The organism is Pseudomonas sp. B8(2017) (assembly GCF_002113575.1).
GTDB classification, from domain to species: Bacteria; Pseudomonadota; Gammaproteobacteria; order Pseudomonadales; family Pseudomonadaceae; genus Aquipseudomonas; species Aquipseudomonas putida_Z.
Genome location: NZ_NEIO01000002.1, coordinates 423,973 through 448,200, shown reverse-complemented (window position 1 = coordinate 448,200; position 24,228 = coordinate 423,973). Strand labels below are relative to the sequence as shown.

Genomic DNA, 24,228 nt, shown 5'->3' with positions numbered 1-24,228 from the left:
AGAAGATCTGTACTTCATGTTTCTCTTCGCCGTTGCCGTGTTGGCACTCGATGTGGCAGCCATCATGCTCTATCGGAGTGCCAAGCCCTGACCCGGGTTTGGGGACTTTCACCCTGAACCGGGTTTTGGTCTACAGTGCTGGGACGTCTCTGGTGTAAGGAAACAGCTATGGCAAAGCGTCGATGGGCTGTTATCGCTACCTCGATCGCGCTGGCAGTGGGGCCGGCGCTCACTTATGCCGACCCGGGTAATGGTAAAGGGCAGGGCCACGGCAAGGACAAGGGCCAGCATGGTCAAGGCCACGGGGGCTCGTATGGTGGGCCGTCGATAAACCGTGGCGATGTGCTTGGCATTCTTGACGGGCACCGTGGCTACTGGAGCGCAGGGCCGGCGCTGCCCCCCGGCATTCAGAAGAACCTGGCCCGTGGCAAACCGCTGCCGCCGGGTATCGCCAAGAAGCTCGATGGCAGGCTGCTGGGGCAACTGCCTCATTACGATGGCTATGAATGGATGCAGGCGGGTGCGGACCTGATCCTGGTGGCAGTTGCTACGGGTATTATCTACGAGGTGTTGAACGGCGCGCTGGATTGACGTCAGGCGCAGGTGTCAGCGAGCGCCCCCGGCAGGCGACGCGGTGGTTGGCACCGGCTACGCCGGTGTTCGCGGGCACGCCCGCTCCCACAGGGACAGCGCATTCCTTCGGCAGGTGGGGGCCTTGTGGGAGCGGGCATACCCGCGAAGCAGGCGACGCGGTGGCTGGCACCGGCTGCGCCGGTGTTCTCGGGCACGCCCGCTCCCACAGGGACAGCGCATTCCTTCGGCAGGTGGGGTCCTTGTGGGAGCGGGCATGCCCGCGAAGCAGGCGACGCGGTGGCTGGCACCGGCTGCGCCGGTGTTCGCGGGCACGCCCGCTCCCACAGGAACGGTGCGTTCTTTCGGCTGATGGGGTCCCTGTGGGAGCGGGTTCACCCGCGAAGCAGGCTACGCGGTGGCTGATACCGGCTACGCAGGTGTTCTCGTTAGCGCCTGTTCCTCAGAATCAGGTGTTTTCCTGCACGTTCAGTACTGAACCCTTATCGTCCGTGGCCAGCAAGCCGCTGGAGTGCGTGCCTTCCGTTTGCAGTTCGGCGAGTGGCACATCTGTAGTACGGAAAATGCTGCGACCTTGTTCACCAACCCTCAGGGTGATCAGTTTTCCATTCTGATAGAAGAATTGCGTTCTGTTGGTGTTCCTTTGCATGGTGTGTGCTCCGAAGGCTATTGGCAGATACACTTTCCCAGCCTTCACTCACCCAGGCCACTGGCAGAAATATCAGTTGCGGCCCGTGCAGCGAGACTTTGGTTGATTGGTAAGCCAATACAACCCCCCGTTAAAATGCCGCGTATCCTTGATGGCCAATTGCAAATGTCTACGTTTCGTATCTTTCTCGCTACTGTGCTGGTCACCGGCCTTGCCGGCTGCGCAACCCCTGGCAAACCCACTGCCAGCAAACTGACCCACAAATCGCCCCAGCAGTATGCCGCCTGCGTACTGCCCAAGTGGCAAGCGCTGGCGCCACAGGCCACGCAGAAATCGATCGCCCACGGCTACCGGTTGACGGCTCCCAGCGCCGTGGCATCCGATGATGTGCTGGACGTAGTCGATTCCCGCGAGGGCAGCCGCGCGACCTTCTACAAAGGCAGCTTCCTGTCTGGCGACAAATTGCGCCAGGCTGCCAAGGAATGCCTGGACTGACTCAGTAACCCGATCCGCTAGAGCCGCCCATGCTGGGCAGGCGGGCCCTGCGCTGGGCATTGCTCCACTCGGCGCAGGTCATGAAAGCGGTATTGTCCACTTTGCCGGTGCCGTCGAAACTCACGCTGTAGGGTTGCCGGTTGTCGGCCTTGGTCAGCATGTAGTCGAAGCAGGTACCGGGCACCACGGTGCGTTCGGTCTCGGCATCGGGCTTGCCGCCGACCTGCATGACCTGGTCTCTGCTCATGCCGTTGGCGACTTTCGCCACCAGCGGCTGGTCGTGGTACAGCGCGGAGTTGGACGAGCAGGCAGAAAGCGCTGCCAGTGCAAGGATCAGCGCGTGAAAGGGTTTGTTCATGGCAGTGCTCCGGTAGAGGACGCCGATGAAGGCAGGTGCACCCCGCGCGAATGTGCGACCCCTGGCTCTGCGATCACACCATCAATCCGCTCGGCTTTTCATCATACGCCTGTACTGCCGCACCCGCAGTAACGTGCAGCCTTGCTCCAGCAACAAGGCGCGCAAGGGCGACGCATGCGCCTTGGGCCGGCTGCCGGCCGCCAGGCGGCGCATCTGCAATTTCACCAGGGCCATGTAGGCCAGTGCGGCAAATGCCTTGCGCTTCCAGCGAATGGGCTGCAGCTCGGCGGTTGCCGTCGGCTCGCCGTTCTGCCAGCGTCGGGGCAGGGCAGGCTCTACTGCCAACGCCGTGGCAATCCCCGCCATGGCCACACCGCTGGCCAGCACTTGCTCGACCACCGGCAACCGCCGGATACCACCGGTGACCATCACCGGCATCTTCGCGATGGCGGCGATTTCCCGGGCAAACTCCAGGAAGTAGGCCTCGCGAGCCAGGGTGCGCCCATCGCGGGCATCACCCTGCATCGCCGGTGCCTCATAGCTGCCGCCCGACAGCTCCACCAGGTCCACCGGCAATTCATTCAGCCACAGCACTACCTGGCGCGCATCCGCCGGTTCGAAACCGCCGCGCTGGAAATCCGCCGAATTCAGTTTCACTGCCACGGCGAAACCGGGCGAAACCACTTCGCGCACGGCCTTGACCACCTCCAGCAGCAACCGCGCGCGATTTTCCAGGCTGCCACCCCAGCGATCCTGGCGCTGGTTGCTCAGTGGCGAAAGAAACTGGCTCAGCAGGTAACCGTGGGCAGCGTGAATCTGTACGCCACTGAAACCAGTTTCTTCAGCCAGCGCCGCAGTGCGGGCGAAGCGCTGGATCAACGCGCCGATCTCGGCTTCGTCCAGTGCCTTGGGCAGGGGGAACAGTTTGGACAAACCGCCCATGTCCAGGGCAATGGCCGAAGGCGCCACGGTGGGCTGGCCGAGGTTGGCCTGCATCTGCCGGCCCGGGTGGTTGATCTGCATCCAGAACTGCGCGCCGTGGGCGCGGCCGATGCGCGCCCAGTCGCGAAAACGTTGCAGTGGCTGGCTGGCATCGAGCATCACGCCACCCGGGCCGGTCATGGCGCCAGGGTCGACCATCACGTTACCGGTCAGCAACAGCCCGGCACCGCCCTCGGCCCAAGCCTGGTAAAGGCGCAGCAGCTGGTCGGAAGGGGTCTGGTCCGGGTTGGCCAGGTTTTCCTCCATCGCCGCCTTGGCGATGCGGTTTGGGATGACACTGCCATTGGGCAGGTGCAGGGGCTGGAACGGCGTCATGGCGATCTCCGCAAAGGGTTGCCACGCATCGGTTTTTGCGCGCGTGGGCTAGGTTCGGGAGAAGGCTAAGGTTAAAGTCAGCTTTAAGGTCAAGAGGGGAATGCTGCCGCTATGAAAATTGGTGAACTGGCGCGACGCACGGGGCTTAGTGCATCGCGTATCCGCTTTTACGAAGCCAGCGGACTGATTACTGCGCGGCGCCTGGGCAATGGTTACCGGGATTACCCGGAGCAGGTGGTGCGGGCGCTGGAGATCATCACCTGCGGCCAGCAGGCCGGGTTCAGCCTGGAAGAAATGCGCAAACTCACCGACGCCTCCGGGGCTGCGGCGGGTGGGCATGATCTATTGCTGGGCAGCCTCAAGCGCAAGGTGGCGGAGATCGAAGCGATGCAGCAGCGGCTGGCGCACAACCGCGCGCAGTTGCTGGCGGTTATTGCAGGCATGGAAAACAAACCGCAGGGGATGGATTGCGAGGAGAATGCCCAGCGCCTGATTGCCGGTTGGCAGCAGGGCGAGGCCACGAACACGTAACCCCCTGTAGGAGCGGCCTTGTGTCGCGATGGGCTGCGTAGCAGCCCCCGGATCTTGCGTCGATGCACAGATTGCCGGGGCCGCTACGCAGCCCATCGCGACACAAGGCCGCTCCCACAGGGATCGAGCAAGGCTATTGCTTGCGCGATCAGCCTACATCGCGCTTGTTCATCTGCTCGCACTGCATCAGCGCATCCGTCCTGCTTGGATAACTGGGCTTGAGCCGCTCCTTCGCTTGGTTATCGTAAATGTCGAACCCCCCACAAACGGTAGCGGCGTAATAGCGGCTACCCACGCGGAACGACTCCTTTTCGATCGGCACAGCGGGAACGATAACGAATCTTGGTTGCATTTTTCGTGCCTCCCCAGGCAGAGACTTAAGTATTAGTCTGGCCATGGATAACCATCAAGGAGACTCATGAATAAAACCCGGTTTTCTTGATCGGCAGGTCGACGCACGTACTGTCATCAAATGAAAACCCGCTGTCGTCCGATGCGAAGCACCCCGCACCCCAAGGGCATACAGTCCAATCACCCAGAACTGACGCCATGCGTCCAGATCGATGATTGGAGAGACAAGCATGTCCAAAGTCGTACGTTTCCATCAGACCGGTGGCCCCGAGGTGCTGCGCTACGAGGACGCCGAGGTCGGCGAGCCCGGCCCGGGGCAGGTGCGCTTGCGCCAGGTGGCGGTGGGCCTGAACTACGCCGATACCTATTTCCGCAACGGCACCTACCCGATCCCGCTGCCCAATGGCATCGGCGTGGAAGCGGCTGGCGTGGTCGAGGCGCTGGGCGAGGGCGTGACCCAGGTGGCGGTCGGTGACCGGGTCACCTACACCGGCTTCCTCAACACCCTGGGCGCTTATTGCACCGAGCGCCTGATCCCTGCCGCCGCGCTGATCAAGCTGCCGGATACCATCGCCTTCGAAACCGCCGCCGCCATGACCATGCGCGGCCTGACCTCCGCCTACCTGCTGCGTCGGCTGCATGACTTCAAACCCGGCGACAGCGTGCTGCTGCATGCTGCCGCTGGCGGGGTCGGCCTGATCGTCGCGCAGTGGGCGCAGCTGCTGGGGCTGAACGTGATCGGCACGGTGTCCACCGAAGCCAAGGCTGAAGTGGCTCGCGCCCATGGCTGCAACCACGTCATCAACTACAGCGTCGAGGACGTTGCCACGCGCGTGCGTGAGCTGACCGACGGGGTAGGGGTGAACGTGGTGTTCGACAGCGTTGGCAAGACCACCTTCATGGGCTCGCTCGATTCGCTCAAGCGTCGCGGCCTGATGGTTTGCGTCGGCACGGCGTCAGGCACCATCCCGCCGTTCGACCCGCAGTTGCTGGCGATCAAGGGCTCGCTGCAGCTCACCCGCCCGGCTCTGGCCGACTTCATCGCCGACCCGGCGGAAAAGGCCGACCTGGCCGGCGAGCTGTTCGATCACGTCGGCAGCGGGCGCATCCGTATCGAGATCAACCAGCACTACGCACTGCAGGATGCCGTCCAGGCCCACCGTGACCTGGAAGCGCGCAAGACCACCGGCTCGTCGATCTTCGTCATCTGAAGAGGGCAACAGCATGCACATCGAACAACTGACCTGCGCGATCGGTGCCGAGGTAAGTGGGGTCAACCTGGCCGACGCGATCCACGACGACGACCTGTTCGCCCAGCTTCGCGCGCAGTTGCTCCGGCACCGTGTGCTGTTCCTGCGCGACCAGCACTTCAGCCGCGCCGAACACGTGGCGTTCGCCCGCCGCTTCGGCGACCTGGAGGACCACCCGGTCGCCGGCAGCGACCCGGAGCATCCGGGCCTGGTACAGATCTACAAGCGCCCGGACCAGCCCAACGACCGCTATGAAAATGCCTGGCACACCGACGCCACCTGGCGCGAGGCCCCGCCGATGGGCTGTGTGCTGCGCTGCATCGAATGCCCGCCCGTGGGCGGCGACACGATGTGGGCGAACATGGTGCTGGCCTATGAAAACCTGCCAGGCGATGTGAAGGCCAAGATCGAAGGCCTGCGCGCCCGTCACAGCATCGAGGCCAGCTTTGGCGCCGCCATGCCGCTGGAAAAGCGCCTGGCGCTGAAGGCGCAGTTCCCCGATGCCGAGCACCCGGTGGTGCGCACCCACCCGGAAACCGGCGAGCAGGTGCTGTTCGTCAACGCCTTCACCACCCATTTCAGCAATTACCACACCCCGCAGCGGGTGCGCTTCGGGCAGGACGCCAACCCCGGTGCCAGCGACCTGCTGCGTTACCTGATCAGCCAGGCCTACCTGCCGGAGTACCAGGTGCGCTGGCGCTGGAAGCCCAACAGCGTGGCGATCTGGGACAACCGCAGCACCCAGCACTACGCCGTCATGGACTACCCGCCGTGCCACCGCAAGATGGAGCGCGCCGGGATCAAGGGCAGCCCCACGTTCTGAGTTCGTCGCCGTCGCTGGCGGCAACCGCACAATAACAATAGCGAGGACTACAGCATGCAATTCTTCGACGATTCGTTGCACCCGGAAAACATGGAAAAGGTGGTGATCACCGTGGCCCCCTATGGCCCGGAGTGGATGCCTGAAGACTTCCCTGAAGACATTCCCCTGACCATGGACGAGCAGGTGCAGAAGGCTGTCGACTGCTACGAGGCAGGCGCCACCGTACTGCACCTGCACGTGCGCGAACTGGACGGCAAGGGCTCCAAGCGCCTGTCCAAGTTCAACGAGTTGATCGCCGGGGTGCGCGAAGCGGTGCCGGACATGATCATCCAGGTTGGCGGATCGATTTCCTTTGCCCCGGAAAGCGAAGGCGAGGCGGCCAAGTGGCTGTCGGACGACACCCGGCACATGCTCGCCGAGCTGACGCCGCGCCCCGACCAGGTGACCGTCGCCATCAACACCACGCAGATGAACATCATGGAGTTGCTGTACCCCGAGTACCTGGAAGGCACCTCGCTGGCCAGCCCGGCGATTCATGCCGCCTATAGTGAAATGACCGTGCCGGCCGGCCCGGCCTGGGTCCGCGAGCACCTGCGCCGCCTGCAGGCCAGCAACATCCAGCCGCATTTCCAGCTGACCGGCATGCATGCCCTGGAGACGCTCGAGCGCATCGTCCGCCGTGGTGACTACATGGGCCCGCTGAACCTGACCTGGATCGGCATTGGCGGCGGTTTCGACGGCCCCAACCCGTTCAACTTCTTCAACTTCATCCACCGCGCGCCGGACGGTTGCACCCTGACCGCCGAATCGTTGCTGAAGAACGTGCTGCCGTTCAACGCCATGGCCCTGGCCATGGGCCTGCACCCACGCTGCGGCAACGAAGACACCATCATCGACCAGCATGGCAAGCGCTTCACCTCGGTGCAGCAGATCCAGCAGACCGTGCGTGTGGCCCATGAGCTGGGCCGCGAGATTGCCAGCGGCAAGGAAGCACGCGCCATTTACCGCATCGGGCAGCAGTACGACAGCATCGAGCAGACCCTCGAGGCCAACGGCATGGCGCCGAATCGCCAGCCGGGCGTGAAGGGCGTGCCGCAGCGCGGCTGATGCTAGTACGGCAGGCCCGGCCTCTTCGCGGGCATGCCCGCTCCCACAGGTGCGGCACTGGCCCAAAGGTCGACGCTGTCCCTGTGGGAGCGGGCGAGCCCGCGAAGAGGCCCGCAAAAGCAACATGAATGTTGGCTGTAACCATAACAACAAGAACAACCTCACGCCCCGCACCCAAGGAGGCAACATGGCCACCTATCTCGCCAGTGCCGAAGATTCCGGCACCGACACCGCCCACAGCGTCCCCCGGCGCTATGCCTGGGTGGTCTTCGCTCTCACCTTTGGCCTGTTGATCTCCGACTACATGTCGCGCCAGGTGCTCAACGCGGTGTTCCCGCTGCTCAAGGGCGAATGGGCATTGAGCGACAGCCAGCTCGGCCTGCTCAGCGGTATCGTCGCGCTGATGGTTGGCCTGCTGACCTTCCCGCTATCGCTGCTGGCCGACCGCTTCGGCCGGGTGCGCAGCCTGGTGCTGATGGCGGTACTGTGGAGCCTGGCCACCCTCGGCTGCGCCCTGGCGGAAAACTACCCGCAAATGTTCATCGCGCGGTTTCTGGTCGGGGTAGGCGAGGCGGCCTACGGCAGTGTCGGCATCGCCGTGGTGGTCGCCGTGTTCCCCCGCGACATGCGCTCGACCCTGGCCGGCGCGTTCATGGCCGGTGGCATGTTCGGCTCGGTGCTGGGCATGGCCCTGGGCGGTGTACTGGCCCAGCACCTGGGCTGGCGTTGGGCATTCGCCGGCATGGCGCTGTTCGGCCTGGTGCTGGCGATGCTGTACCCGATGATCGTCAAGGAGGCGCGTATTGCGCCTCGATGCGCGCAGCAGTCGCAAGGCAAGGCCGGCCGCCCGTTGCGCACCCTGTACAGCAGCCGTTCGGTCATCGCGGCCTACGTCGGCAGCGGGCTGCAGCTGTTCGTCGGCGGCACCGTGATCGTGTGGATGCCCAGCTACCTGAACCGCTATTACGCCATGGGCACAGACCGCGCCGGGGCTATCGCGGCAGTCATCGTGCTGTGCAGCGGTATCGGCATGATCCTCTGCGCCATGCTCTGCGACCGCCTCGGGCGGCAGCGCCCGGACCGCAAGATCAGCCTGGCCATCGCCTACTGCCTGGGCAGTTGCGCGCTGTTGTCCCTCGCTTTCGCGCTGCCAGCCGGCACCGCCCAACTGGTGCTGATCTGCCTGGGCATGATGATCGCCGCCGGCACCAACGGCCCGTCCAGTGCCATGGTCGCCAACCTCACCCACGCCTCGGTGCACGGCACCGCGTTTGCCACCCTGACCCTGGCCAACAACCTGTTGGGCCTGGCCACCGGGCCGCTGATCACCGGGCGCGTTTCCGACCTGATCGGCCTGCATGCTGCCTTCCAGCTGGTGCCGCTGATGAGCATCGGCGCGGCGGCGGTGTTTTTCCTCGCCAAACGTCATTACCACCGCGACATGGAGCGTCTGCATGCACCGGCAGGCGACGCTGCCGCACACCGGGAGTTGAAACCGTGAAACAGCTGTTGTCCGTCGAAGTGTTCTTCGATTTCGTCTGCCCGTGGTGCCTGATTGGCCAGCGGCACCTGCAGGCCGCCCTGTTGCTGTTGCAGCGCGAACAGCCGCAAGTGCAGGTACAACTGCAATGGCGAGGTGTGCAGTTGTTGCCTGGCTTGCCAGCCGGTGGCGTGCCGTTCCATGCCTTCTATCTGCAACGCCTGGGCAGCGAGGAGGCGGTACGCGAGCGCCAGGCCCAGGTGCGCGCCGCTGCCCGTGTGGTAGGCGAGGACATCGACTTCTCGCGTATTCGCCGCATGCCCAACACCGGCAATGCCCATCGGCTGCTGCAACGGGCTGCCCAGTTGCTCGAACCATCGCAACTGGAAGCCTTGCTGGCGCAGCTGTTCATCGCCTATTTCCACCAGGGCCGCGACCTGGGGGATAGCCGCACCTTGCTCGACATCGCCCAATGTTGCGGGCTGGATACCGCGCAGGTGGTCGACTGCCTGCGTGACGACGGCAGCCCGTTCCTCGATGGGGCCGGGCGCGCTGGCAGTGCCGTGCCGCGTTTCCGTTTCAATCAGGGGCCGCTCGTTGCGGGTGCACAGCCTGCCGAGGTGTTGTATGCGGCCATGACCGAAGCGCTGCAAGAGGTTGAGAGGGCATGACCCGGCGCATTGCATTGGCCCCCCATCAGGTGCCGGAACGTGACGGCCGTGTGCTGTTGGCCTGCGAAGGGCGCAGCGTGGCGCTGTTCAACGTTGCCGACTCGCTCTATGCCATTGACGACAGCTGCCCGCACCAGGGCGCGTCGTTGTGCGGCGGGCGGCTGGAAGGCCGTGTCATCCAGTGCTGCGCGCATGGCCTGCGTTTTGACCTGGCCAGCGGCTATCTGGTCAATTCCAGGGCCTTGAAGGTTGCCAGCTACCCGGTCGAGCAGCAGGGCGGGCAGGTCTACATCGTGTTTGACAGTGAGGAGGCGGGGCAATGAATACACTGGCACTTGGCGCTACCCATCAGCGTATCCGTACCCTTGCCCCGGGGGTGGTGGTCAGCCTTATCGTCGGTGCGGCCGCCAGTTTCCTCAGTGAGCATTACGCGGCCCCGGTCATGCTGTTTGCCTTGCTATTGGGGATGGCGCTGAACTTTCTCGCGGTCGACGGCCCCTGCAAGGCCGGTATCGAGTTCACCGCCCGCACGGTACTGCGCCTGGGCGTGGCGCTGCTTGGCATGCGTATCACCCTGGACCAGATTGCCAGCCTGGGCTGGAAGCCCGTGGCCCTGGTCGTGACCCTGGTGGTGGTGACCATCCTGGTCTCGGTGGTGGTGGCCAAGGTGCTGGGGTTTTCACGGCTGTTCGGCATGCTCACCGGCGGTGCCACGGCCATTTGCGGTGCCTCGGCGGCGCTGGCGCTGGCAGCTGCCTTGCCACAGCACCCGCGCAAGGAGCATGCAACGCTGTTCACCGTGATCGGCGTGTCGGCGCTGTCGACCCTGGCGATGATCCTCTACCCGATGATTGCCCAGTGGCTGCACCTGTCCCCAGCGCAGGCCGGGGTCTTCCTCGGTGCGACCATCCACGACGTGGCGCAGGTGGTGGGGGCGGGCTACAGCATGTCTACCGAGACCGGCGACATCGCCACGGTGGTCAAGCTGATGCGGGTGGCCATGCTGTTGCCGGTCATTGTCTGCGCGGCCATGATCACCCGGCGCCAGGGCCTCGAGGCCGGTGGCCAGCGGCCGCCCTTGCTGCCATGGTTCGCGGTCGGCTTCCTGCTGCTGGCGTGCGTCAACAGCACAGGCTGGGTACCCACCGCGGTGCAAGCCGGTATCAACGACCTGTCGCGCGGCTGCCTGGTGGTGGCGATCAGTGCCCTGGGCATGAAAACCCAACTCAAGGCGCTGGCTTCGGTCGGGTTGAAACCCATTGCGCTGATGGTGGGGGAGAGCGTGTTTCTTGTGCTTTTGGTGCTGGCGTTGATGCACTGGGGCCTTTAGAAGGTGACCGTGGGTGACAACACTCCGCGGCGCCTGCTTCGCGGGCATGCCCGCTCCCACAGGGCCCGCGCTGGGTCGAGGGTTTGTACCATACCTGTTCTGGCCTCATCGCCGGCAAGCCAGCTCCCACAGGGATAGCGCATGGCTTGAGGTCAATACGGTCGAGGTGGGAGCTGGCTTGCCGGCGATGGGCTGCATGGCAGCCCCAATGGGCCAGCCCGCTGTGCCCGCCAACTGGCCGGCGGCATGCCGAACTGGGCGATGAACCAGCGGGTGAACGAGCTGGGCATCGAATAACCCAGCATGTCGGCGATACGCCCCAGCGAATAGCCGGGGTTTTCCAGGTAGCGCATCACCAGGTCACGGCGCACGCTGTTGATCAGGTCCTTGAAGGTCAACCCGCTTTCTTCCAGGCGCCGCTGCAGGGTGCGCACGTTCATGCCCTGGGTCTGTGCCACCTGCTCGATGGTGGCGCGGCCCATGGGCAGCAGCAGGTAGATGGTCTTGCGCAACTCCAGCTCCAGGGACGGCGTGCCGCCCGCCGGCAGGCTGTCCAGATAGCGCTGCGCCAGGCGCGCCATGGCCTCGTTGGCCTGCGGGCTGGCGCTGTCGAGGTCGGCGGCCGGGCAGACGATACCGTTGAACTCGCTGCCGAACACCAGCGTGCAGCCGAAAATGCGCCGGTGGGTGGCCAGGTCGGCGGGAGGCGCGTGGGTGAAGTTGGCGCTGATCGGGTGCCAATGCGCACCTAGCAGCGCCGCGCACAGGCGCATCATCACGCCGATCGCCAGCTCGGTGGCTTGGCGGCTGCAGGGCGCGCGTTCGTTGATCACCTCCTCACGGATGACCACGGTCTTGCCGGCTTCCTCGATATGAATGGCCAGGGCGTCATTGAGCAGGTGACGGTACTGTACGATCACCTGCAGCGCATCACGCAGGGTGCGTTGGTGGCTGAGCAGCAGGCTGATTTCGCCGAAGTCCGACAGTTGCCGCAACTCGGCCATGCGCAGGCCGAAGCTTTCGCAACGGGTGGCGCTGGCGGAGGCTTCCAGCAAGGTGATGACGCTGGCAACCGGGATACGCCGGTTGGGGTCATCGAGCAACGCGGCGCTGAGGCCAACCTGTGCCAACAGTGCATGGGGATTGAGGCCCAGGTGGCGGGACACCTCAAGGTAATTGGTCAAGCTGGCGGCACGGACTAGGGCAGGCATCTTTTGTTGTTTTCCATGCGGTTTCTTGTTGTTGGGTATGCCGACATGCGTTTTGTGTTTTATAGCCTGCGTGTCATGAATTGAAAAGCAAAGCCCTGTCTTGGCCATTGTCATCAAATGAAAAGCCCCTGACGCCCAATGTGAAGCACCCGGTGGGTGGGCTGTTTACTGTGAACCTCAAGAGCTACACCGCACACGAGGTTCACCGTGGAAAAACTGCAAACCACTGCCACCGTGCTGATCGTCCCCGGCCTGCGCGACCATGTCGCCGAACACTGGCAGACCCTGCTCGCAGGCCGCCTGGCCAAGGTGCGCAGCGTACCGCCGCTGCAGGTCGACGGCCTGAGCTGCACAGCCCGGGTCGAAGCGATCCAGCGCGAACTGGACCAGATCGATGGTGAAGTGATCCTGGTGGCGCACAGCGCTGGCGTGCTGATGGTCGCCCACTGGGCGGCGCGCTACCGGCGGCCGATCAAGGGTGCATTGCTGGCGGCGCCGCCCGACCTGAACGCGCAATGGCCGGTCCACTACCCAAGCCCGGCCAGCCTGGCCGAGCACGGCTGGTCGCCATTGCCCCAGCAGCCGCTGCCGTTCCCCAGCATTGTCGCGGCCAGCAGCAACGACCACCTGGCCAGCTTTGCCGCAGCCAGCGCCCTGGCCCAAGGCTGGGGTAGCGAACTGGTTGCACTGGGGGCCGTCGGCCACCTCAACCCGGCCTCCGGCTTCGGCCCCTGGCCGCAGGCCGAGGCGTTCATCCAGCGACTGGACCAGCCCAACCTGCAATAGCGCATGGACGCCCCAGCCACGCTCGCAAAAGACGGGCGGCGAAAAAAACAATAACAATACGTGGAGCCATCGTAATGCCAGAAGACCGCATTCACCGTGCTGTGAAACCACAGCGCTGCCTGCTCGCCTGCGCCATCGGCCTGCTCACGCTGCCCGCCGCCCAGGCGTTCGAAGTCGATACCGGTAATGAAAACTGGGCCGTGCGCTTCGACAACACCGTCAAGTACAACTACGGCGTACGCACCGAAAGCGCCGACAAGCGCATGCTGGGCACGCCCAACAGCAACGACGGTGACTACAACTTCCGCAAGGCCGGCACCAACATCACCAACCGGGTCGACCTGCTGACCGAACTGGATGTGGTCTACCAGGGCAACACCGGGTTCCGCGTCAGCACCGCCAGCTGGTACGACAAGGCCTATGACAACACCGGTTCCAACAGCAACCCGTTCGTCAACGGCAACGGTGACCAGTCCGGCATCAACCCCAGCCTCAATGGCCTGCCCGGCACCGGTGTGCCGCTGGGCAGCCCGCACCTGAGCAACTACGCCCAGCGTTACTACAGCGGCCCGTCCGGTGAAGTGCTGGATGCCTTCGTGTTCTTCAGCCGTGAAGTCGGCGAGGCTTCGCAGGTCAGCGCCAAGCTGGGCCAGCACAACCTGTTCTGGGGTGAAACCCTGCTCAACCCGGTGCACTCGCTGAGCTACGGCCAGTCGGGCCTCGACCTGGCCAAGCTGGCCGCCTCGCCGGGCACCGAGGCCAAGGAGCTGTTCGTGCCGCGCAACCAGCTGTCGACCTCGTTCCTGGTCAATTCCGAACTGACCCTGGGCGCCCAGTACTTCTTCGACTGGGACGCCGCCCGCCTGCCCGAAGCCGGTACCTACTATGGCGGCTCGGACGTGGTAGGCGAGGGCGCCCAAAGCTTCCTGCTCGGCCACACCGGTACCCCGGGGCTGATCCCGGTGCGCGGCGCGCTGACCACCATCCGCCGTGGCCATGACCTGAACCCGGGCAAGAGCGGCGACTGGGGCATCATGGCCAAGTGGTCGCCCGAGTGGCTGGGCGGCACCCTCGGCTTCTACTACCGCAAGACCTCCGAGATCCTCCCGCAGGCCTGGCTCGACGCGCGCGGTATGACCGTCGCCAATGGCCCGTTCGGCAACCCGCCGGGCAGCCGCCAAGGCGCAGTCGGCAACCTGTACAACTCGCTGCAAAGCACTACCTACCAGTTCGCCTACTCCGACGACATCGACATCTATGGCCTGAGCCTGTCCAAGGATGTGGGCGGCATCAGTGTCGGCAGCGACCTGAACATCCGCCACAACATGCCGCTGGCGAGCATCCCGGCAATCGTCAGCGCCCCCGGCCAGGGTGGCCTGGGCGGCGGCTTCGGCCTGCTGCCGGCACGCCTGCCCAGCAGCGGGGTGATCTACGACGTGCCCAAGGATGGCGACGGCCTGAGCGCCACCGGCGACACCTTGCACTGGACCTTGAACGGCCTGATGACCATTGGCGATACGCCACTGTTCGATTCGGCAACCCTGCTTGGCGAGCTGTTCTACAGCAACCTGCTCAAGCTCGATAGCCACAACGAGGCCTTGTACAAGGGCAAGAGCAGCTACCGCGGCATCGACAAGGCCACCCGCGACAACTGGGGCATCGCCGTCAACTTCACCCCTACCTGGTACCAGGTGCTGCCAGGCATGGACCTGAGCATGCCGCTGTCGGTCAACGTCGGCCTCGACGGCGTGTCGCCGGTGCAGGGCGGTGGCGCCGAGAACACCGGCAACTATGCGGTGGGCGTGAGCGCCGCGATCTACAACCAGTACTTCGTCGACCTCAAGTACGTCGACAGTTTCGGTGAGACCAAGGCCTGCAAGGACGGCCAGACCGACGGCAGCACCCCCAACGCCCTGGACGGCGAACAGGATTACACCTGCTACGGCGGCGGCTACGCCTCCTTCTCCGGCGGTGGTGCCACCACCGAGGACCGTGGCGCCCTGTACCTGACCGTCAAGACGACCTTCTGAGTCATGTTTCCTACAGCCTACACAGGAAGACAACCATCATGAATTTCGTACGTACCCTGCTGGCCTCGTGCCTGTCACTGGCCGCCCTGAACGCTGCCCAGGCCGCCGTTTCCACTGACCAGGCCGCGCGTCTGGGCACCAGCCTGACCGTCATCGGCGCGGAAAAGGCCGGCAACGCCGATGGCTCGATCCCGGCCTACCAGGGCGGCCTGCTGACGCCGCCAGCCAGCTACCAGAGCGGCGCCAGCATGCGCCCCGACCCGTTCGCCAGCGACAAGCCGCTGCTGGTGATCGATGGCAAGAACGCCGAGCAGTACAAGGGCCAGCTGACCGCCACCACCCTGGAACTGCTCAAGCGCTACCCCAGCTACCGCGTCGATGTGTACCCGACCCACCGTAGCGTGGCGCTGCCGCAAGCGGTACTCGACAACACCCGCAAGAACGCCACTGCCGCCAACAGCAAGGAGGGCGGCACTGCGGTAGACAACGTGCTGCCGGGCATCCCGTTCCCCATTCCGCAGAACGGCGCCGAGGCCATGTGGAACTTCCTGCTGCGCTATCAGGGCGTGAGCATGACTGCCAAGTACGACTCGTGGAACGTCGACGCTGCTGGCAAGCCATCGCTGTCGACCACCGGCCAGGCCAATATCAGCTACCCGATCTACGAAGACATGACCAAGCCGATCGGTGCCAAGGACACCTACTACCAGATGAAGCTGGTATACACCGGGCCCGCACGCCGTGCCGGCGAAGCGATGATGCTGCGCGATGCCGCCAACCCGCTGGTGCAACCACGCAGCGCCTGGCAGTACCTGCCGGGCCAGCGCCGGGTCAAGCTGGCGCCGAACCTGGCCTACGACACGCCCAACCCGGGTACCTCGGGTTCGGGTACCTACGATGATGTGTTCGTCTTCAACGGTGCGCTGGACCGCTACGACTGGACCCTGGTCGGCAAGCAGGAAATGTACGTGCCGTACAACACCTACCAGTTGACCTACAACACCGACGTCAAGCAGGTGATTACCCCCAACCACCTGGCGCCGCAGTTCGTGCGTTGGGAGAAGCACCGGGTGTGGGTGGTGGAAGGCAAGCTCAAGGACGGTGCGCGTCATATCTACCACAAGCGCCGCTTCTACCTCGACGAAGACAGCTGGATCGCCCTGGCCTCGGACCAGTACGACGCCCGTGGCCAGCTGTACCGCGGCTCGTTCGCCTTCCTCACCCAGAGCTATGACAAGCAGACCCCGGACGCCACGCCGTTCATGATCTACGACCTGATCGGCGGCACCTACAACCTCAATGGCGTGGTCGGTGCCTACGGCGGCATCCGCTACATCGACCCGCTGTCGAAAACCCAGTGGTCGCCTGAGTCGCTGGCCGGCAACGGCATTCGCTGAACGCACGCAGCAGAGGTGGCAATGTCTGTCTTCAAACGATGCAGCGTGGTAGTTCTGGCTTTGGCCGCGCTGCAGGGCGCGGCCCAGGCTGCGCCCTTCACCGATGTGCTGGACCTGCCCGCCATGCCCAGCGCCCTGGTCGCCAGCAGCGCCTTGCGCGATGTAACCCTGGCCGGCCAGCGCCTGGTCGCGGTGGGCCCGCGTGGGCACATCCTGTACTCCGACGACCACGGCGCGCACTGGCAGCAGGCCCAGGTGCCGGTCAGCGCCGACCTTAATGCCGTGAGCTTCGCCACGCCCGAGCTGGGCTGGGCGGTTGGCCACGATGGCGTGGTGTTGCACAGCCGTGATGGCGGCGTGCACTGGCAGAAGCAGCTGGATGGCCGGGCGCTGGTCGAACAACTGCCGGGCACAGGTAGCGACAATGCCTTGCTCGACGTTTGGTTCAGCGATGCCCGCAATGGCTATGCGGTCGGCGTGTTCAACCTGCTGTTGCGCACCGTTGATGGCGGCGAGCACTGGCAGCCCTGGCTCGACCACAGCGATAACCCGCAAGGCCTGCACCTGACCAGCCTGGCCGCGGTGGGTGACGAGCTGTACATCACCGGCGAGCAAGGCCTGTTGCTGAAGCAGGACGGTGAGCGCTTCAGCCGTGTCGAGACACCCTACGCCGGCACACTGTTCGGTGCTGTCGGCAAGCCTGGCGTACTGCTGGTCTACGGCCTGCGTGGGCATGCCTACCGCAGCACCGATGGCGGCCGGCAATGGCAACCGGTCAGCACGGGTGTGAACACCAGCCTCACCGCCGCCGGCGTCGACCGTGATGGCCAGCTGTGGCTGGCCAGCCAGGCTGGCGACCTGCTGCTCAGCCGGGATGATGGCGCAAGCTTCAGCCCGGTGCCGCAAAGCGCCCGTGGCCCGGTGACCGCGCTCGCCACCGATACCGGCAACGGCCTGGTACTGGTGGGCGAGCGGGGCGTGCGCAACCAGCCCGGTAACCCCACGCTGCACCCATAACAAGAGAAGACCCTGATGGCCGCTACCCGCCAAGACACCCTGCCGGTAATCCGCAACCTCGACGATTTCGACCCACGCTCGGGCAATTGCCTGGAGCGCCTGGTGTTCAACCATCGCCTGCCGTTCCTGCTGTGCATGCTGCTGGCGACCCTGGTGCTGGGCTACATGGCGCTGACCCGCCTGGAGCTGCGCCCCAGTTTCGACAAGATGCTGCCGCAGAGCCACCCCTACATCCAGAACTACCTGGAAAACCGCCCATCACTGCGTGGCCTGGGCAACGCGGTGCGGGTGGTGGTGGAGAACACCCAGGGCGACATCTTCGACCCGGGCTACCTGCAGACCCTGCGCCACATCAACGACGAGCTGTTTCTCAGCCAGGGCGTGGACCGGGCCTGGGTGAAGTCGCTGTGGAGCCCGGCGGTGCGCTGGACCGAGGTGACCGAGGAGGGTTTCCAGGGTGGCCCGGTGATGCCTGACGGCTACCAGGGCGCTGCGGGTGACATCGAGCAGCTGCGGCAGAACATCGAGCGCGCCAATATCGTCGGCAGCCTGGTGGCGCGCGACTTCAAGTCGAGCATGCTGGTCGTGCCGCTGCTCGACCAGGATTCGGCCACCGGCAAGGGCCTCGACTATCACGCCTTCTCGCAGAAGCTTGAACAACTGCGCAGCCAGTATCAGGCCAGCGGCCAGTACCGCATCCATGTGATCGGCTTCGCCAAGCTGATGGGCGACCTGATCGACGGGCTGATCCAGGTGATGGCGTTCTTCGCCCTGGCGGTGCTGACCAGCCTGCTGATCATTTACTGCTATACCCGTTGCGTGCGCAGCACCCTGCTGGTGGTGCTGTGTTCGCTGACCGCGGTGGTGTGGCAGCTGGGCATCGTCGCCTGGCTGGGCTACGCCATCGACCCGTATTCGATCCTGGTGCCATTCCTGATCTTTGCCATCGGCGTGTCCCACGCGGCGCAGAAAATGAATGGCATCCTGCAGGACATCGGCCGTGGCACCCACCGTCAGGTAGCAGCGCGCTATACCTTCCGCCGCCTGTTCGTGGCCGGGGTGACTGCGTTGCTGGCCGATGCGGTGGGCTTTGCCGTGCTGATGCTGATCGACATCCCGGTGATCCAGGACCTGGCCATCACCGCCAGCATCGGCGTGGCGGTGCTGATCTTCACCTCGCTGCTGCTGATGCCGGTGGCGCTGTCTTATGTTGGTGTTGGCCGCAAGGCTGCCGAGCGGGCCCTGGAAATTGATGCTCGTTGGGGCCGCTCTGCGGCCCTTCGCGGGCATGCCCGCTCCCACAGGTATCGCGATAGACTTGAAGCTGACGCGGTCCCTGTGGGAGCGGGCATGCCCGCGAAGGGCTGCAACGCAGCCCCAATCAATCCATGGAGCCTGCTCGACCGCTTTACCGAACGCAAATGGGCCAGCGCCGCACTGCTGGTGGCCCTGGCCCTGGGCGCCCTCGGCATCTGGGGCAGCCTGCAACTGAAAATCGGCGACCTCGACAGCGGTGCCCCCGAGCTGCGCGCCGACTCCCGCTACAACCTCGACAACGCCTACATCACCCAGCACTACGCGCTGTCCAGCGATACCTTCGCGGTCATGGTCAAGACCGCTCCGGAAGGCTGCCTGCAATACCAGACACTGGTCCTTGCCGACCGACTGGCCTGGGAGCTGCAGCAACTGCCGGGTGTGCAGACCACCGTGTCGCTGGCCAACGCAGTGCGCCAGATCACCGCCGGCACCTACGAAGGCAACCCGCGCCTGAACAGCCTGCAGCGCAACCAGGACGTGCTCAACTACGCCGCCCAGCAGGCTTCGGTCAACGCCCCTGAGTTGTTCAACAACGACTGCTCGCTGATGCCGGTAATCGCCTACCTCAAGGACCATCGCGCCGACACCCTGGCCCAGGTGGCCGCCGTGGCCGAGCGTTTTGCCCAGGCCAACAGCAGCGCCGAACAGCAGTTCCTGCTGGCCGCCGGCAGCGCCGGTATCGAGGCTGCCACCAACGTAGTGGTCCGCGAGGCCAACCACCGCATGCTGTTGCTGGTGTACCTGGCGGTCACGCTGTTCTGCCTGTTCACCTTCCGTAGCTGGCGCGCCACGCTGGTGGCGATCCTGCCGCTGATGCTCACCTCGGTGCTGTGCGAGGCGCTGATGGTAGCCATGGGCATTGGCGTCAAGGTCGCCACCTTGCCGGTGATCGCCCTGGGCGTAGGCATCGGCGTGGACTACGCGCTGTACCTGCTCAGCGTGCAACTGCACTACCAGCGCGCCGGGTTGAGCCTGGCCCAGGCCTACCAGAAAGCTGTGGCCTTCACCGGCCGTGTGGTCGGGCTGGTCGGCATCACCCTGGCAGCCGGCGTGGTCGGCTGGGCCTGGTCGCCGATCAAGTTCCAGGCCGACATGGGCCTGCTGCTGACCTTCATGTTCCTGTGGAACATGCTCGGTGCGCTGGTGTTGATCCCTGCGTTGTCGCATTTCCTCCTGCGTGGCCAGGCCGCCCCGGCACCTGCCGAGGCCCAGGCCACGTCGCTTCCGCAAACCCAAGAAACCGAGTGTTCGCCTCATGTCTGATTACCTTCCGCCACTGCGCGACATGGATTTTCTGTTCAACGAAGTGTTCGACATCCCGGCTTGGTGGGCGCAAACGCCCGCCCTGGCCGAGCAGGTCGATGGCGACACTGCCCGGGCCGTGCTCGAACAGGCCGGCCGGCTGATTGCCGAGGTGGTGGCGCCGCTCAACCGCAGTGGCGACGAGCAGGGCTGCCGCTGGGAGGCCGGCCAGGTACACACCCCCGATGGCTTCGCCGATGCCTACCGGGCATTTGCCGCAGATGGCTGGGTGGGTGTGGCTGGTGCCCCGGAATATGGGGGCATGGGCATGCCGAAAGTGATCGGTGCCCAGCTCGAAGAAATGCTCAATGCCGCCAACCTGTCGTTCGGCCTGTACCCGATGCTCACGGCCGGAGCCTGCCTGGCGCTGCTCAACCATGCCAGCGAGCCGTTGAAGGCGCTCTACCTGCCGCCCATGTACCAAGGGCGCTGGACCGGTTCGATGTGCCTGACCGAGCCGCACGCTGGCACCGACCTGGGCCTGATTCGCACCCGCGCCGAGCCGGTTGCCGATGGCCGCTACCGCATCAGCGGGACCAAGATTTTCATCACTGGCGGTGAGCAGGACCTGACCGAGAACATCATCCACCTGGTGCTGGCGCGGCTGCCGGATGCGCCCGCCGGGCCCAAGGGCATCTCGCTGTTCCTGGTGCCCAAGGTGCTGGTTGACGCCGACGGCGTGCTGGGCGACGCAAATGCGGTGAGTTGCGGGTCGATCGAGCACAAGATGGGCATCAAGGCCTCGGCCACCTGCGTGATGAACTTCGACGGTGCAATCGGCTACCTGGTCGGCGAACCGAACAAGGGCCTCAACGCGATGTTCACCATGATGAACTACGAGCGCCTTGGCGTAGGTATCCAGGGCCTGGCCCTGGGCGAACGCTCCTACCAGGGCGCCATCGCCTATGCCCGTGATCGCCAGCAGGGCCGTGCGCTGACCGGCGCCGAAGCGCCGGGGCAAGCCGCTGACCCGATCGTCGTCCACCCGGATGTGCGGCGCATGCTGCTGACCATGAAAGCGCTGAACGAAGGCGGGCGGGCCTTCTCTACCTATGTGGCTCTGCAGCTGGACCTGGCCAAATACAGCGAGGCCCCGGTGGCACGCGCCCAGGCCGAGGCCAAGGTGGCGTTGCTCACACCGGTGGCCAAGGCCTTCCTCACCGACATGGGGCTGGAAACCACCGTGCACGGCCAGCAGGTGCTGGGCGGCCATGGCTATATCCGCGAGTGGGGCCAGGAGCAGTTGATCCGCGACTGCCGCATCACCCAGATCTACGAAGGCACCAACGGCATCCAGGCCCTCGACCTGGTGGGGCGCAAACTGTTTGCCGATGGCGGCCAGGCCTATCGCAGCGTGTCCGACGAAATTACCGCCTTTGTCGAGACGCTGCCCGCGGCGTGCGCCGAGTTCGGCGCGCCGCTGCTGGCTGCCGTGCGCAACCTCGACGAGCTGACTGCCTGGGTGCTCGACCGCGCGCAGGGCAACCCGCGCGAGCTTGGCGCGGCGGCGGTGGAGTACCTACAGGTGTTTGGCTACACCTTCTACGCCTACCTGTGGGCACGCATGGCCGTGGTATGCCAGTGTCATGCGGCCCCCGAGCCGTTCCACCTGAGCAAGCTGGGCACCGCGCGGTTCTACTTTGCCCGCCTGCTGCCACGCATTCATTCGCTGAGCGCCAGCGTCAGGGCCGGTAGCGACAGCCTGTACCTGCTCGAGGCCGGGCAACTGTGAAGGCCGCCGACATGATCACCACTCGCATCATGCCCGCGGCCGAGCAGGCCTATGCCTATCCGCTGCTGATCAAGCGCCTGCTGCTGTCGGGCGTGCGCTACCAGCCCAACCAGGAAATCGTCTACGCCGACAAGCTGCGCTACACCTACACTACGCTGCTCGAACGCATCCAGCGGCTGGCCAATGTGCTGACCGCTGCGGGGGTCAAGCCTGGCGACACCGTGGCCTTGCTCGACTGGGACAGCCACCGGGCGCTGGAGTGCTTCTTTGCCGTGCCGATGCTGGGTGCGGTGCTGCACACGGTGAACGTACGGCTGTCCACCGAGCAGGTGCGCTACACCATGAACCATGCCGAGGACCGCCTGGTCCTGGTACATGACGATTTCCTGCCGTTGATGGCGCAATTGCGCGATGACTTGCCGACGGTGGAGGGTTTCATTCGCCTCGGCGAAGGCGACCCCGCAACGCAAGAGGTGCCGCTGCTGGGTGAGTACGAAGCACTGCTGGCGGCTGCCGAGCCGCAATTCGACTTCGCCGATTTCGACGAGCACTCACTGGCCACGCTGTTCTACACCAGCGGTACCACCGGCAACCCCAAGGGCGTGTACTTCAGCCACCGGCAACTGGTGCTGCATACCTTGGTCGAGCAGGGCACCCTGGCTGCCTGCGGCGAGGTACCGCTGCTGCGCAGCGGCGACGTGTACATGCCCATCACGCCGATGTTCCACGTGCATGCCTGGGGCGTGCCCTATGTGGCCACGGCGCTGGGCATCAAGCAGGTCTACCCCGGGCGCTACGAGCCCAACCGCCTGGTTCGGCTGTACCGTGACGAGGGCGTGACGTTCTCCCATTGCGTGCCCACGGTGCTGCAGATGATGCTCGACAGCGAAGAAGGGCGCCGCGCCGACCTGACCGGTTGGAAGATGCTGCTGGGCGGCAGCGCCCTGACCCTGGGCCTGGCGCAGCGTGCCAGCGAGCGCGGCATCAGCGTGCATTGTGGCTACGGCATGTCGGAAAGCTGCCCGCTGCTCAGCATCACCCACCTGAGCGCCGAGCTGCTGGCACTGCCCATGGCGCAACAGTTGCCGCTGCGTATCGATGCCGGCGTGCCGATTGCCCTGGTGGACCTGCGCATCGTCGACGCTGAAGGCATTGATGTGCCCCGTGACGGCGAAAGCCTGGGTGAAATCGTGGTGCGTGCACCGTGGCTGACCCAGGGCTACCTGCATGAGCCGGAGCAGGGTGCCGCGTTGTGGCTGGGGGGCTGGATGCATACCGGCGACCTGGCCTGCATCGACCCGGCGGGTGTGGTGCGTATTCGTGACCGGATCAAGGATGTGATCAAGACCGGAGGCGAGTGGGTCAGCTCGGTGGCGCTGGAAAACCTGATCAGCCAGCACCCGGCTGTCGCGTCGGTGGCGGTGATCGGCATCCCGGACCCGCAGTGGGGTGAGCAACCGTTGGCCTTGGTAGTCTGTTGTGACGGCATGCAGTTCGACCAGGCGGGATTGGTCGGGCATCTGCAGCCGTTTGTCGACAGCGGGCACCTGAACAAATGGGCGATACCACGGCAGTTGCGTTGCGTGGACGAGATCCCCAAGACCAGCGTTGGCAAGATCGACAAGAAGCGGATCCGGCAGGCATATCTCTGAATGCTGGCAGCACCGGCTGATGGCACCGGCTACGCCGGTGTTCGCGGGTAAACCCGCTCCCACAGGTACGGCACATTCCTTCAGCTGGTGAGGTCCCTGTGGGAGCGGGCATGCCCGCGAAGCAGGCGACGCGGTAAATGGCACCGGCTACGCCTGTGTTCGCGGGCGCGCCCGCTCCCACAGGTACGGTGCATTCCTTCGGCTGATGGGCATCCTGTGGGAGCGGGTTCACCCGCGAAGCAGGCAATGCGGTGTATGGCACCGGCTGCGCCGGTGTTCGCGGGTAAACCCGCTCCCACAGGTACGGCACATTCCTTCAGCTGGTGGGCACCTTGTGGGAGCGGGTTCACCCGCGAAGCAGGTAATGCGGTGGATGGCACCGGCTACGCCGGTGTTCGCGGGCGCGCCCGCTCCCACAGGTATGGCGCATTCCTTCAGCTGATGGGATCCCTGTGGGAGCGGGCATGCCCGCGAAGCAGGCGATGCGGTGGATGGCACCGGCTGCGCCGGTGTTCGCGGGCGCGCCCGCTCCCACAGGTATGGCGCATTCCTTCAGCTGATGGGATCCCTGTGGGAGCGGGCATGCCCGCGAAGCAGGCGACGCGGTGGATGGCACCGGCTGCGCCGGTGTTCGCGGGCGCGCCCGCTCCCACAGGTATGGCGCATTCCTTCAGCTGATGGGATCCCTGTGGGAGCGGGTTCACCCGCGAAGCAGGCGACGCGGTGGATGGCACTCTGGCCCGGGCAATATGCCGACGCCGATGTTCCGCTTGCATGATTGCCTGAGCAAGAAAGCGGATGCAGGCAGGGCTGTGGATGCGTACAGTAGGT

Annotated in this window: 22 protein-coding genes; 17 read left to right on the top strand and 5 right to left on the bottom strand. The window is 65.0% G+C overall.

Annotated elements, in window-relative coordinates; genetic code table 11:
* Positions 1-168: 168 nt before the first annotated feature.
* Positions 169-591 (top strand): anti-virulence regulator CigR family protein, encoded by a 423-nt coding sequence (locus CAG22_RS05515; RefSeq protein WP_015270222.1) that lies wholly within the window; start codon positions 169-171, stop codon positions 589-591.
* A 448-nt stretch (positions 592-1,039) separates the two neighbouring features.
* On the opposite strand, the gene CAG22_RS05505 is transcribed toward CAG22_RS05515, so the two are convergent.
* Positions 1,040-1,240 carry a hypothetical protein gene (locus tag CAG22_RS05505; protein WP_025338985.1) on the bottom strand — a complete coding sequence of 67 codons (201 nt, stop codon included), beginning with the start codon at positions 1,238-1,240 and terminating at the stop codon, positions 1,040-1,042.
* A gap of 135 nt (positions 1,241-1,375) precedes the next feature.
* On the opposite strand from CAG22_RS05505, the gene CAG22_RS05500 reads away from it, so the two are divergent.
* The gene (locus tag CAG22_RS05500) at positions 1,376-1,735 is read left to right on the top strand and encodes a hypothetical protein (protein WP_085704814.1); all 360 of its coding nucleotides are present in this window, start codon (positions 1,376-1,378) and stop codon (positions 1,733-1,735) included.
* A 1-nt stretch (position 1,736) separates the two neighbouring features.
* Here CAG22_RS05500 and osmE read toward each other — a convergent pair whose 3' ends face one another.
* Positions 1,737-2,093: an osmotically-inducible lipoprotein OsmE gene (gene osmE, locus CAG22_RS05495; RefSeq protein WP_025338987.1), complete on the bottom strand. Its 357-nt coding sequence runs from the start codon at positions 2,091-2,093 to the stop codon at positions 1,737-1,739.
* 81 nt (positions 2,094-2,174) lie between these two features.
* The gene (locus tag CAG22_RS05490; RefSeq protein WP_085692709.1) at positions 2,175-3,410 is read right to left on the bottom strand and encodes an NADH:flavin oxidoreductase/NADH oxidase family protein; all 1,236 of its coding nucleotides are present in this window, start codon (positions 3,408-3,410) and stop codon (positions 2,175-2,177) included.
* Positions 3,411-3,521: 111 nt separating this feature from the next.
* On the opposite strand from CAG22_RS05490, the gene CAG22_RS05485 reads away from it, so the two are divergent.
* Positions 3,522-3,941 (top strand): MerR family transcriptional regulator, encoded by a 420-nt coding sequence (locus tag CAG22_RS05485; RefSeq protein WP_085704812.1) that lies wholly within the window; start codon positions 3,522-3,524, stop codon positions 3,939-3,941.
* Positions 3,942-4,089: 148 nt separating this feature from the next.
* On the opposite strand, the gene CAG22_RS05480 is transcribed toward CAG22_RS05485, so the two are convergent.
* Complete coding sequence (locus CAG22_RS05480; RefSeq protein WP_085591132.1) at positions 4,090-4,293, bottom strand: hypothetical protein; 204 nt, start codon at positions 4,291-4,293, stop codon at positions 4,090-4,092.
* Positions 4,294-4,522: 229 nt separating this feature from the next.
* Here CAG22_RS05480 and CAG22_RS05475 point away from each other — a divergent pair, with 229 nt between their 5' ends.
* The 7 genes from CAG22_RS05475 (at position 4,523) to CAG22_RS05445 (ending at position 10,953) form a co-directional block, all read left to right on the top strand.
* A complete protein-coding gene (locus tag CAG22_RS05475; RefSeq protein ID WP_085704810.1) occupies positions 4,523-5,503 on the top strand; it encodes a quinone oxidoreductase in 981 nt (326 codons plus the stop codon).
* A gap of 13 nt (positions 5,504-5,516) precedes the next feature.
* Positions 5,517-6,365: a TauD/TfdA family dioxygenase gene (locus CAG22_RS05470; RefSeq protein WP_013972530.1), complete on the top strand. Its 849-nt coding sequence runs from the start codon at positions 5,517-5,519 to the stop codon at positions 6,363-6,365.
* 54 nt (positions 6,366-6,419) lie between these two features.
* The gene (locus CAG22_RS05465; protein WP_085704808.1) at positions 6,420-7,472 is read left to right on the top strand and encodes a 3-keto-5-aminohexanoate cleavage protein; all 1,053 of its coding nucleotides are present in this window, start codon (positions 6,420-6,422) and stop codon (positions 7,470-7,472) included.
* A gap of 187 nt (positions 7,473-7,659) precedes the next feature.
* Positions 7,660-8,973 (top strand): MFS transporter, encoded by a 1,314-nt coding sequence (locus CAG22_RS05460; RefSeq protein ID WP_085704806.1) that lies wholly within the window; start codon positions 7,660-7,662, stop codon positions 8,971-8,973.
* Entirely contained in the window at positions 8,970-9,623 is a 654-nt protein-coding gene (locus CAG22_RS05455) for a DsbA family protein (protein ID WP_085692713.1), read from the top strand. The genes CAG22_RS05460 and CAG22_RS05455 overlap by 4 nt, the downstream gene beginning before the upstream one ends.
* Positions 9,620-9,946, top strand: a complete 327-nt coding sequence (locus tag CAG22_RS05450; RefSeq protein WP_013972534.1) for a Rieske 2Fe-2S domain-containing protein — start codon at positions 9,620-9,622, stop codon at positions 9,944-9,946. Before CAG22_RS05455 ends, CAG22_RS05450 begins: the two co-directional genes overlap by 4 nt.
* Complete coding sequence (locus CAG22_RS05445) at positions 9,943-10,953, top strand: YeiH family protein (protein ID WP_085704804.1); 1,011 nt, start codon at positions 9,943-9,945, stop codon at positions 10,951-10,953. Before CAG22_RS05450 ends, CAG22_RS05445 begins: the two co-directional genes overlap by 4 nt.
* 152 nt (positions 10,954-11,105) lie before the next feature.
* Here the strand turns inward: CAG22_RS05445 and CAG22_RS05440 are convergent, their stop codons facing one another.
* A complete protein-coding gene (locus tag CAG22_RS05440) occupies positions 11,106-12,164 on the bottom strand; it encodes an AraC family transcriptional regulator (RefSeq protein ID WP_075045146.1) in 1,059 nt (352 codons plus the stop codon).
* A gap of 207 nt (positions 12,165-12,371) precedes the next feature.
* Here CAG22_RS05440 and CAG22_RS05435 point away from each other — a divergent pair, with 207 nt between their 5' ends.
* The 7 genes from CAG22_RS05435 (at position 12,372) to CAG22_RS05405 (ending at position 23,397) form a co-directional block, all read left to right on the top strand.
* Positions 12,372-12,950 carry an alpha/beta hydrolase gene (locus tag CAG22_RS05435; RefSeq protein ID WP_085704802.1) on the top strand — a complete coding sequence of 193 codons (579 nt, stop codon included), beginning with the start codon at positions 12,372-12,374 and terminating at the stop codon, positions 12,948-12,950.
* Positions 12,951-13,024: 74 nt separating this feature from the next.
* On the top strand, positions 13,025-14,980 hold the full coding sequence (locus CAG22_RS05430; RefSeq protein WP_085704800.1) for a DUF1302 domain-containing protein: 1,956 nt from the start codon (positions 13,025-13,027) through the stop codon (positions 14,978-14,980).
* A gap of 38 nt (positions 14,981-15,018) precedes the next feature.
* The gene (locus CAG22_RS05425) at positions 15,019-16,377 is read left to right on the top strand and encodes a DUF1329 domain-containing protein (protein ID WP_025339000.1); all 1,359 of its coding nucleotides are present in this window, start codon (positions 15,019-15,021) and stop codon (positions 16,375-16,377) included.
* 21 nt (positions 16,378-16,398) lie between these two features.
* Positions 16,399-17,394, top strand: coding sequence for a YCF48-related protein (locus CAG22_RS05420; RefSeq protein ID WP_085704798.1), 996 nt, complete (start codon positions 16,399-16,401; stop codon positions 17,392-17,394).
* A 15-nt stretch (positions 17,395-17,409) separates the two neighbouring features.
* Complete coding sequence (locus CAG22_RS05415; RefSeq protein ID WP_085591116.1) at positions 17,410-19,974, top strand: RND family transporter; 2,565 nt, start codon at positions 17,410-17,412, stop codon at positions 19,972-19,974.
* Positions 19,967-21,745 carry an acyl-CoA dehydrogenase C-terminal domain-containing protein gene (locus CAG22_RS05410; protein WP_085591114.1) on the top strand — a complete coding sequence of 593 codons (1,779 nt, stop codon included), beginning with the start codon at positions 19,967-19,969 and terminating at the stop codon, positions 21,743-21,745. The genes CAG22_RS05415 and CAG22_RS05410 overlap by 8 nt, the downstream gene beginning before the upstream one ends.
* A gap of 11 nt (positions 21,746-21,756) precedes the next feature.
* Positions 21,757-23,397: a fatty acid--CoA ligase gene (locus CAG22_RS05405; RefSeq protein ID WP_085704931.1), complete on the top strand. Its 1,641-nt coding sequence runs from the start codon at positions 21,757-21,759 to the stop codon at positions 23,395-23,397.
* Positions 23,398-24,228 lie beyond the last annotated feature (831 nt).

Bases quoted from the DNA above. Each gene is read 5' to 3' on its own strand.
- CAG22_RS05430 (WP_085704800.1), top strand. From the start codon at position 13,025: ATGCCAGAAGACCGCATTCACCGTGCTGTGAAACCACAGCGCTGCCTG.
- CAG22_RS05515 (WP_015270222.1), top strand. From the start codon at position 169: ATGGCAAAGCGTCGATGGGCTGTTATCGCTACCTCGATCGCGCTGGCA.
- CAG22_RS05420 (WP_085704798.1), top strand. From the start codon at position 16,399: ATGTCTGTCTTCAAACGATGCAGCGTGGTAGTTCTGGCTTTGGCCGCG.
- CAG22_RS05450 (WP_013972534.1), top strand. From the start codon at position 9,620: ATGACCCGGCGCATTGCATTGGCCCCCCATCAGGTGCCGGAACGTGAC.
- CAG22_RS05485 (WP_085704812.1), top strand. From the start codon at position 3,522: ATGAAAATTGGTGAACTGGCGCGACGCACGGGGCTTAGTGCATCGCGT.
- CAG22_RS05415 (WP_085591116.1), top strand. From the start codon at position 17,410: ATGGCCGCTACCCGCCAAGACACCCTGCCGGTAATCCGCAACCTCGAC.
- CAG22_RS05410 (WP_085591114.1), top strand. From the start codon at position 19,967: ATGTCTGATTACCTTCCGCCACTGCGCGACATGGATTTTCTGTTCAAC.
- CAG22_RS05490 (WP_085692709.1), bottom strand. From the start codon at position 3,410: ATGACGCCGTTCCAGCCCCTGCACCTGCCCAATGGCAGTGTCATCCCA.
- CAG22_RS05425 (WP_025339000.1), top strand. From the start codon at position 15,019: ATGAATTTCGTACGTACCCTGCTGGCCTCGTGCCTGTCACTGGCCGCC.
- CAG22_RS05500 (WP_085704814.1), top strand. From the start codon at position 1,376: ATGCCGCGTATCCTTGATGGCCAATTGCAAATGTCTACGTTTCGTATC.
- CAG22_RS05465 (WP_085704808.1), top strand. From the start codon at position 6,420: ATGCAATTCTTCGACGATTCGTTGCACCCGGAAAACATGGAAAAGGTG.
- osmE (WP_025338987.1), bottom strand. From the start codon at position 2,093: ATGAACAAACCCTTTCACGCGCTGATCCTTGCACTGGCAGCGCTTTCT.
- CAG22_RS05470 (WP_013972530.1), top strand. From the start codon at position 5,517: ATGCACATCGAACAACTGACCTGCGCGATCGGTGCCGAGGTAAGTGGG.
- CAG22_RS05445 (WP_085704804.1), top strand. From the start codon at position 9,943: ATGAATACACTGGCACTTGGCGCTACCCATCAGCGTATCCGTACCCTT.
- CAG22_RS05480 (WP_085591132.1), bottom strand. From the start codon at position 4,293: ATGCAACCAAGATTCGTTATCGTTCCCGCTGTGCCGATCGAAAAGGAG.
- CAG22_RS05505 (WP_025338985.1), bottom strand. From the start codon at position 1,240: ATGCAAAGGAACACCAACAGAACGCAATTCTTCTATCAGAATGGAAAA.
- CAG22_RS05440 (WP_075045146.1), bottom strand. From the start codon at position 12,164: ATGCCTGCCCTAGTCCGTGCCGCCAGCTTGACCAATTACCTTGAGGTG.
- CAG22_RS05405 (WP_085704931.1), top strand. From the start codon at position 21,757: ATGATCACCACTCGCATCATGCCCGCGGCCGAGCAGGCCTATGCCTAT.
- CAG22_RS05460 (WP_085704806.1), top strand. From the start codon at position 7,660: ATGGCCACCTATCTCGCCAGTGCCGAAGATTCCGGCACCGACACCGCC.
- CAG22_RS05475 (WP_085704810.1), top strand. From the start codon at position 4,523: ATGTCCAAAGTCGTACGTTTCCATCAGACCGGTGGCCCCGAGGTGCTG.